The organism is Gemella sp. 20925_1_85 (genome assembly GCF_041433735.1).
GTDB lineage: Bacteria > Bacillota > Bacilli > Staphylococcales > Gemellaceae > Gemella.
Map to the genome: position 1 here is coordinate 1 of NZ_JAPWCC010000043.1, position 8821 is coordinate 8821.

Annotated in this window: 3 protein-coding genes; all 3 read left to right on the forward strand. The window is 30.9% G+C overall.

All coding sequences use genetic code 11. The features are described 5' to 3' along the window. The first annotated feature begins 76 nt into the window (after positions 1–76). Positions 77–1243: an ATP-grasp domain-containing protein gene (locus O3884_RS08805; protein WP_371452995.1), complete on the forward strand. Its 1167-nt coding sequence runs from the start codon at positions 77–79 to the stop codon at positions 1241–1243. Positions 1244–1254: 11 nt separating this feature from the next. Continuing rightward, a complete protein-coding gene (locus tag O3884_RS08810) occupies positions 1255–2337 on the forward strand; it encodes a zinc metalloprotease (protein ID WP_371452997.1) in 1083 nt (360 codons plus the stop codon). 510 nt (positions 2338–2847) lie between these two features. Continuing rightward, the coding region (locus O3884_RS08815; protein ID WP_371452999.1) for a Rib/alpha-like domain-containing protein at positions 2848–8821 on the forward strand (5974 nt) is incomplete at its 3' end.

The following is an 8821-nucleotide window of genomic DNA, read 5'->3' on the forward strand; positions in this document are numbered from 1 at the left end:
TTTTTTATGTTTTCATTGGAATATTAGTGAAGTTTATGGTAAACTAATGAATAAAATTAGGAAAGAAGGGATTATTATGAATTATTTATTAGTGTCACCAAATTTTCCAACTTCACAGGAAAGTTTTGCAAGAAAGTTGGTTGAAAAAGGAGTTAGAGTATTAGGAATAGGTAGTGAAAATTACGATAATCTTACTGATGGATTAAAGAATTCTTTAACTGAATATTATAAAGTAAATGATTTAGAAAATTATGAAGAAGTATTAAGAGGTGTAGCGTTCTTAATATATAAACACGGTGTTATAGATAGGGTTGAGTCTAATAATGAGTATTGGTTGACGTTGGATTCGATAATACGAGAACAATTTAATATCCCAGGAGTAAAACCTAAAGATCTAGATTTTACAAAATATAAATCGAAAATGAAAGAAAGATTTATTAAAGCCGAAGTACCGGTTGCTAAGGGGAGAGCTGTAAAAACTATTAAAGAACTTGAAAAAGCGATAAAAGATATTAAATTACCGGTAATAGCTAAACCAGATAATGGAGTAGGAGCTAATAATACTTTTAAACTATTATCAAAAGAAGATGTAGAAATATTTGAAAATCAATGGAATCAAGACGTTGTGTACTTCATTGAGAGTTATGTAGATAATGGTGTCCTTTGCACGTATGATGGGCTAATTGATTCCAAAGGAGAGGTTGTATTTGAGACTAGTTTTTATTATACAAAACCTACTTTAGATTTATTAAATGATAGTCTAGATTATGGAAATATAATTTCTAAAAAAATTGATCCTAAATTAAAAGAATACGGTAGAAAGATTGTTAAAGAGTTTGGTATGAAAGAAAGATTTTTCCATATCGAATTTTTCAAATTACCTAATAACGATTATATTGCGCTAGAATATAATAATCGTATTGCAGGTGGATATACAGTAGATTTATATAACCATACTTATGAATGTGATTTATTTGAGATGTATGCTGATGTTGTAGTTGGCAATTTACCGAAAAAAGTGCAGAATAACTTTAATGGAATTGCTTTATCAAGGCGTGATAAATATACTTATAAATATTCTATTGAAGATATTTATAATAAATATTCTAAAGAACTTCGTTTAATCGATAGAGTGCCGGGAGTATTTGCAACAGCTATGGGAGAGTGGATGTATATCTTAGTAGATGAAAATATTGAAAATATTAGTGAAATGATGACTTATATTCATGAAAAAGATGAATAGGAGGATTGTTTATGAAAAATAAGATTATAAATGGATTGTTACAACTAGTAGGAATTATGGCTATAGGTGCAGTAGTTGGATACTCTGTAGGAAAAATAGCTGGAGATACACTTTCACGTGGGGAAACACCTAATATTATATTTTTATTATTAGCAGGTGTTTTAGCCTTCATATTGCATATTATAGTTCATGAGGCTGGGCATTTATTTTTTGGATTATTATCAGGATATAAGTTTATTAGTTTTAGAGTGTTTGATTTTAAAATTATAAAGGATGAAAATGGAAAACTTAAAATTAGATTTGAAAGACTGGCAGGAACTGGTGGGCAGTGTCTAATGAAAGCCCCTGAATATGTTGAAGGGAAGTTTAAGTATAAATTATATCTTTTAGGTGGTGTTATATTTAATATTGTATTTTCTATTGTTTTTTGGCTAATTCTACCAAGTTATTATACATTATTATTTGCTTTAATAGGATTTGCGTTAGCTTTTCTAAACTTGATTCCGATGGGATTCAATGATGGAATGACGTTCTATCATGCTAATAAAGATGAAACCACTAGATTTGTTCTATATTTACAATTAGAATATGTATATTATCAAAGTATTGGTAAAAATTTATTAATTGAAAAACCTGAAATAGTAGAAAAAATAAATTCACTAGAAATAATTAATACTAATTATTTAACTGATGCACTAGAATTTATTAAATTAGAAGGATTAGAATATTTCTTTGAGTTTGATGCTTTATACAATGAGGCAAGAAAACTATATATTGAAAGAGACGATTTATTACCAGTTTATAAAATTGAACTTATGGCATTGTTAGTAAAATTAATGAGCTTAGTGAATCCAGAAGATGAACTATTAGAAGAACTTATGAATGATAAGACTTTATTAGCAAGACTTAAACAAAAAAATCCACAAACGAAAAATATTTTAGCAACATACGAATATGGCGTGAAGTTAAATGATGAGAAAGCTTTAGATTTAATAGCTGATGCAAGAAAATTAAAAAATAAAGCACCAAATTTATATGTTCAAAGTCTAGAAATGAAATATTGTGATTATTTAGAAAATAAGATTTTAAAATAAAAGGAAATATCAGTAGCTTTTTACAAGGTTACTGATATTTTTTATTTTATTTAAATATTTCCTAAATTAAATGATGATTTTTAAATTAAAATAATCTGGCTATAATAGAAAAAAATAGTAAACGTTATCAAAAATGATAAATTTTTGATAAATGATTATCAATAAATATTATACGTAAACTTTATAAAGTCTATTAAATTAACTAATGCAGATATTTTAAAGATTAAATTATGTAAATTGATTTTTAATATAAAAAATGTTATTTTATAAATTAGACAACTATTTTATTATGAAAATAAAGGTAGTTTTATAACTTAAATATACTTAAAATATCAAAAATTCTATTGACACAAGTATATTTAATAGATAAAATTGATTTAAGTGATGAAATAATTCTATATTAGATTGATTGTTTTAATCACATCGTTATTATTATAATAGTAAAGATATTTACATTGAAATAACTTAGAAATTATATTTTTTTATTGTTTATTTAGGAGGGGATAAAAAATGTACAGTAAGAATAATAAGAAAATGATTATTCAGAAGAAACAAGAAAAAATTAATTACTACGGTATAAAAAAATTCAAAGTAGGGACAGCATCGGTATTGATAGCTGCTGGTTTTGCGTTTTTAGGAACAAATGCATTCGCCAGTGACAATACAGAAAATAACACAACGGTAACTGTTGATAAAACTAGTCAAGATACAAATTTGAATACTGTAAATAATACAAGTAATGGAGTAATTGGAAAAGAAGCAGGTAAGAGTTCAAAAGTATTAACTTCTGATAATCACTCTCAACTTGAAACAACAACACAACCAACACAACATGAGAAATCAAAACAACCATTAGAAGCTACACAACCAAAAATTGAGAAACAGGTAAATAAATCAGAATTAGAAAATTCAATTAATAGATTGCAAGCTGCCATAGAAAAAGCTGGAATAAATGATAAAACAAAATCAATTTTAGAAGAAGCTAAATCAGAATTAGTATCAGCACAAAATTTAGTGCAAGATTCAACAGCTACTCAAGAAGAGATAAATAGAAAAGTAGTAGAACTAAAAAATAAAGCTTTTGTACTAGAAAGTATGCAGAAAGTGTCTACTGAACCTAAAGAAGAAAAAGTTAATAAAAATAATGATCCACGTAATGGGAAAGCTATACCAGGAAAAGGGGAGAGTGGATTTAGAACACCTGAAACACAATCTAACAATGATGTAGCGATTGATGGAGGAAAAATTACAGCAAGTGGTTCTATTTCAACAGAACCTAGAATGGGTAGTTATTCAGGAGTAAATAATATAAGTTACAATTTAAAATTTAAAGATAATGCTTATAGACAAGGTGATAGATTTAGTATTACATTTGAAGAATTAGGGAATGGAGATAGTTTACCTAAAGCATTAAGTAAAGACGGAAAAGTTTTTGCTAACTTAGTAAAAACAGAAGAATTATATACTCAAACCTATGGAAAAAATGGAACTCAAAATAAAACACCTTTCTGGGCTCAACGTGATGACTCTGTATCTTTAGAAGAAAAAGAAGCAGGACATATTCTGAATAGAGGGACTAAAACACGTTTTATTTATGAATTTACTTCAGCTATTGAAAGTTTAACTGATGTAACATTTAGAGGTTCTATTAATAATTACAGTTTACGTTATCCACAAATTAGTGAAGACAAAGAAGTGACAAGTAAGATTCTTGTTAATGATCAACCTGTTGTTGAGAAAAAATATATCATGAATAAAACTAATATCGAAGTTGATAAAGAAAGTAATGCACCTTCAGTACTTTCAACTACAGGTAGTATGGATATCAGTGAAAGCGGAGAATTATTATCACACAATGAAGAATTCAGGCTTTCTTCTAATAAGTATGAGTATGATGCTGGTACTACTATAAAAATTAAATTAAAAAATAAGAATCTAAATAAATTTGCTAAAATTGGAGAGTTTAAACCTGCAAAAGCAAATGTTCAAAACAATATTACTACCGCTAACTCAAAAGTAAATGAAAATGGAGTTATTTTAAAAGAACCACGAGGTGATGTTTACTTCCAAGTAACTAATTTAACAGAAGATGAAGTAACAGTTAAAATAGTAAAAGGAAAAGCTAGTAAAGGAATATTGTATAAAGTTGACTGGGCAGCGTTAGGGGTATCGCGTGAACCTGTTAAAGATACATTGAAGTTGTATCATAGTGATACTAAGAAATTTGGTCCAACAGAAGAAGAAATTACTGTTACTAAAGATGGAGAAGAAGGAAATTTAAATGGTCAATTTTCTCCAACTATGTCATTTGAATGGATTTATCCTAAAAAAAATGCATTCGATACTAATGGTACTTGGTTAGCGGAATACTTGGAACTTGGAAACGTAGCAATGCGTTATGTTAATGCTGCAAATAATAATTCGATATTAAAAGCAAAATCTATCGTTAAAGATGGGACAACTGAGGTAGATAAGTTTGCAACTACTTCGCCAACAAAAGATTTTACAGAAGTTAATGTTGCTACGGAATCTAATAATACTACTAAAAAAATAGAAACTCAAAATGGTAATATAAAAACAACAACAGCCACAGCACCATATATTATAAAAGGAGCAGATAACAAGTATTATATATTTAAAGAGTACCTAAAAAATAGTCCGTATAATAGAACATCAACTAGTGGTACAGTGTATGATGCGGTATCTAATATTGTAGCAGCGTATGATGAAGCAAAATATGGAAAGGTTACTGTAAAATATGTAAAAGCTAATGATACTACTTCTGTTCTTAAAGAAAATGTTTTAAAAGATGGAACAGCTAAATTAGAAAATATTGTTGGGAACAATTATTCAGTAACTCCAGAAGAAGAATTTACAGAAAATGGAGTAGAATATAAATTAGTTAAAACTGATTTACCAAATAATGCTTCAGGTACTTTAACAGAAAATCCTATCGAGGTTGTTTATAAATACGTAGTTAAAAGTCAAAAAGCTAATGTAGTAGTTAAAACAACTGATGGTCAACACTTCACAACAGTAGAATTAACAGGTCAATCTGGAAGTGCATTACCAAATAGTGATGAAATTACGAATAAAGTTAAAGAACTAAAAGGTAAAGGCTACGAAATTGAAAGTGATACTTACAATGTAAATGGAGTTCATCCTAATTTCGATGACCAAGAGGATGTAGAAGCAGGAGTTTCAAAACCATCTCAAACCTTTGAAATTACTTTGAAACCTAGAATCATTGAAGTTCCTTCATCAACGCCACATGAAAAAGATAGTCCAGTAGATCCAAATGGTGAAAATCCAGATTTGAAATGGCCTGAGGGATTAGCGGAGTCTGATTTGAACACAACTGCTAAACGTGTGATTTCATATGTGAAGAAAGAATCAGATACAGCTACAGAGGAAAAAGCTAAAGACTCTACAGAACAAACTGTAACATTCACAAGAAAAGCAACGGTTAATCTTGTTACAAAAGAAGTAACTTATACAGATTGGGAAAGTACAAATAAAACATGGGATAAAGTTGGAGTAGATGTTCTACCAGGATATATTGCTGATAAAAAAGAAATTCCGGCAAAAGAAGCAGCAACTCCTACAAAAGATACTAAAGTTATTCCTGATGAAACTGATAAAGTTACTTATACAAAAATTGGAAGCTGGATTCCAGTAGACCCAACTACAGGTCAAGATGGAAATCCAATCCCATTCCCTAATGATCCAAACGATCCAACGAAAACAGGAGAAATTACGCAAATTATTCCGCATAAAGATGGATATACTCCGAAAGATGGAAATGGTACGCCATTAGAACCAGTAAATCCTGCAAATCCAGAACAAGGTTATAAACCACCGAAAATTACGGATCCAAAAGCAAACATCAAGATTACGTATGAAAAAGATGATCAAAAAGCAAAAGTTAAATTCGTTTCTGTAGATCCAAAAACTCAAACAGAAACTGAGTTGACCGACCACGCTTTAACTCTAACTGGTAAATCAGGCGAAACAATTCCTGAAAGTGACGTACAAACTCATATCGATGTATTGAAATCAATGGGATATGATATCGTCAACAATCCGTTTGATAATGACCCAGTATTTGATACGAAGAAAGATACGAATGATAATATCACTCAAGAATTTACCATCAAAGTTCAACCACGTGTGTCAACTGCAAAAACTGTGTATGTAGTGGAAGGTGATAAACCATCTGCAGAGAAAGTAGGGGGAGCTGTTACACCTGGTAAAGACGGTAAAGTTACTAATCCTGACGTCAGCAATCTTTCTACTGAAGGAAAAGCAGGTCAAGACATTAAAGTTCCAGTAACGGTTACTTATGGAGCAAATCAATTTAAACGTGATGAACCAGTTGAAGTGACTGTTAAAGTTCTTCCAAAACCAGTTCCTAAAGGCGTTACAGTCTTAAATGGCACATCAAACGAGAAATTAATAGATGCTATTAGAGAAAACGTCAATAAAGCAATTACTGGCTTAACAAATGTACCTGAAGGGGTAACTCCATTTGTAACTGACGATGCTCTTGTTACTCCAAAAACTGATCAAAATGGTCAACAAACTCCAGTAACAGTAACAGTCAAATATAGAGATAATGCTACAGGAAAAGTTATTGATGACATTTCAGTTAACGTCAAGGTTCCTGTAAATGTAGTTGGTTCAACTCCAACTTCTAAAGTCGTATTTGAAGGCGATGAATTAACAGCTAAGGATATAACTGATGCGGTCACTCCAGGTGAAAAGGGAACTAAAGGTGAGCCAAAAGATTTAGCTAAAGATATTACAGCTAAACCAGGTGTCAAAGAAGTGACTGTACCTGTAACTTACGCGGATCAAAATGGAGAAACATTAACAGAACCAGTAAAAGTTAAAGTAACAGTTTTACCAAAACCAACACCAAAAGGAATTTTCGTTGCAAAAGATAGTGACAAGGAAAAAGCAAAAGAAAAAGCTCTTGCTAAAGCAAAAGAAGCTATTGCAGATGGTACTTTCAAAGGAAAACTACCAGAAAATGTTACGAATGTAAGTATTGATGAAAATGTGGCAAGTCCAGATTTATCAGATGATACAGATGTAAATGTCACAGTAAAATATACTGTTGATGGAAAAGAAAAAACAACGGTTGTTAAAGTGCCCGTAACTGTTGTAGAGGGAGTTCCACAAATCGTTCCAGTGGATGAAAATAATAAACAACCAAATCCAGAAAACAGTATTGATAAAACAGAATATCCAGATGGTTCAACATTTGAATATGATCCAAAATCTCCTGTAGATACGACAACTCCAGGTGATTACACTGTCAATGTCATTGTAAAAGATAAAGATGGTAATCCTATTGCAGAAGTTCCTGCAACTGTGCGTGTTGTAGAAAGTTATCCACAGTTTGTGCCAGTAGATAAAGACAAAAAACAACCAAATGTGGAAGGAAGTATTGATCCTAAAGCATTCCCTAAAGATACAGAATTCTCTTATGAAACTCCAGTAGATACAACAACACCAGGAGAGAAAGATGTCGTAGTAGTAGCCAAAATTGGAGATAAGGTTATCACGAAAATACCAGCTAAAATAATGGTTGTAGAGCCTAAAACTCAATATGTACCAGTAGATAAAAATAATAAACAACCAGATGCATCTAAGAGCATTGATCCTGAACAATATCCAGATGGAGTAACTTTCAAATACAAAACTCCAGTGGATACAACTAGCCCAGGAGAAAAAGATGTTATTGTAGAAGCAAAAGATGGAGAAGATAAGCTTGTAGAAGTACCAGCGAAAGTAAAAGTAGTTGAAGGTAAAGAACAACTAATTCCAGTTAACCCAACTGAGAAACCTCAAGCAAGAGATAGTATTACTCCAAGTGATTATCCAGAAGGTTCAACATTTGAATACAAAGTTCCAGAGGGACAAAAAGAACCGTTTGATGCAACAACTGTTGGTGATAAACCAGTAACAGTAGTAGTTAAAGATAAAAATGGAAAAGTATTAGTAGAAGTTCCAGCGACTATTAAAGTTGTAGAAGCAAAACCTACGCCAATAGAAACGCCAGTAACAAATACTCCTCTAGAAAAAGATGATATTGCTAAATATATTAAAGTTCCAGAAGGTGGAAAAGCAACGAAAGTAGAAAATATACCGGACTTAACAACACCAGGTAAGAAAACGCCTATAACTGCTACAATTACCTTGCCAAATGGTAAAACAACTAAAGTAGAAGTACCAGTAAATGTAACACCTGTTAAACCAGTAGAAACACCGGTAACTAAGACACCATTAACACCAGAGGATTACACTAAAGGAATTACAATTCCAGAAGGTGGAAAAGTAACGAAAGTAGAAAACATTCCGGACTTAACAACACCAGGTAAAAAAGATCCAGTAAAAGTAACTGTGGAATTACCAAATGGAAAAGTAATAACAGTAGAAGTACCAGTAAATGTAACACCAGTGAAACCAATAGAAACAC

Bases quoted from the DNA above. Each gene is read 5' to 3' on its own strand.
- O3884_RS08810 (WP_371452997.1), top strand. From the start codon at position 1,255: ATGAAAAATAAGATTATAAATGGATTGTTACAACTAGTAGGAATTATG.
- O3884_RS08805 (WP_371452995.1), top strand. From the start codon at position 77: ATGAATTATTTATTAGTGTCACCAAATTTTCCAACTTCACAGGAAAGT.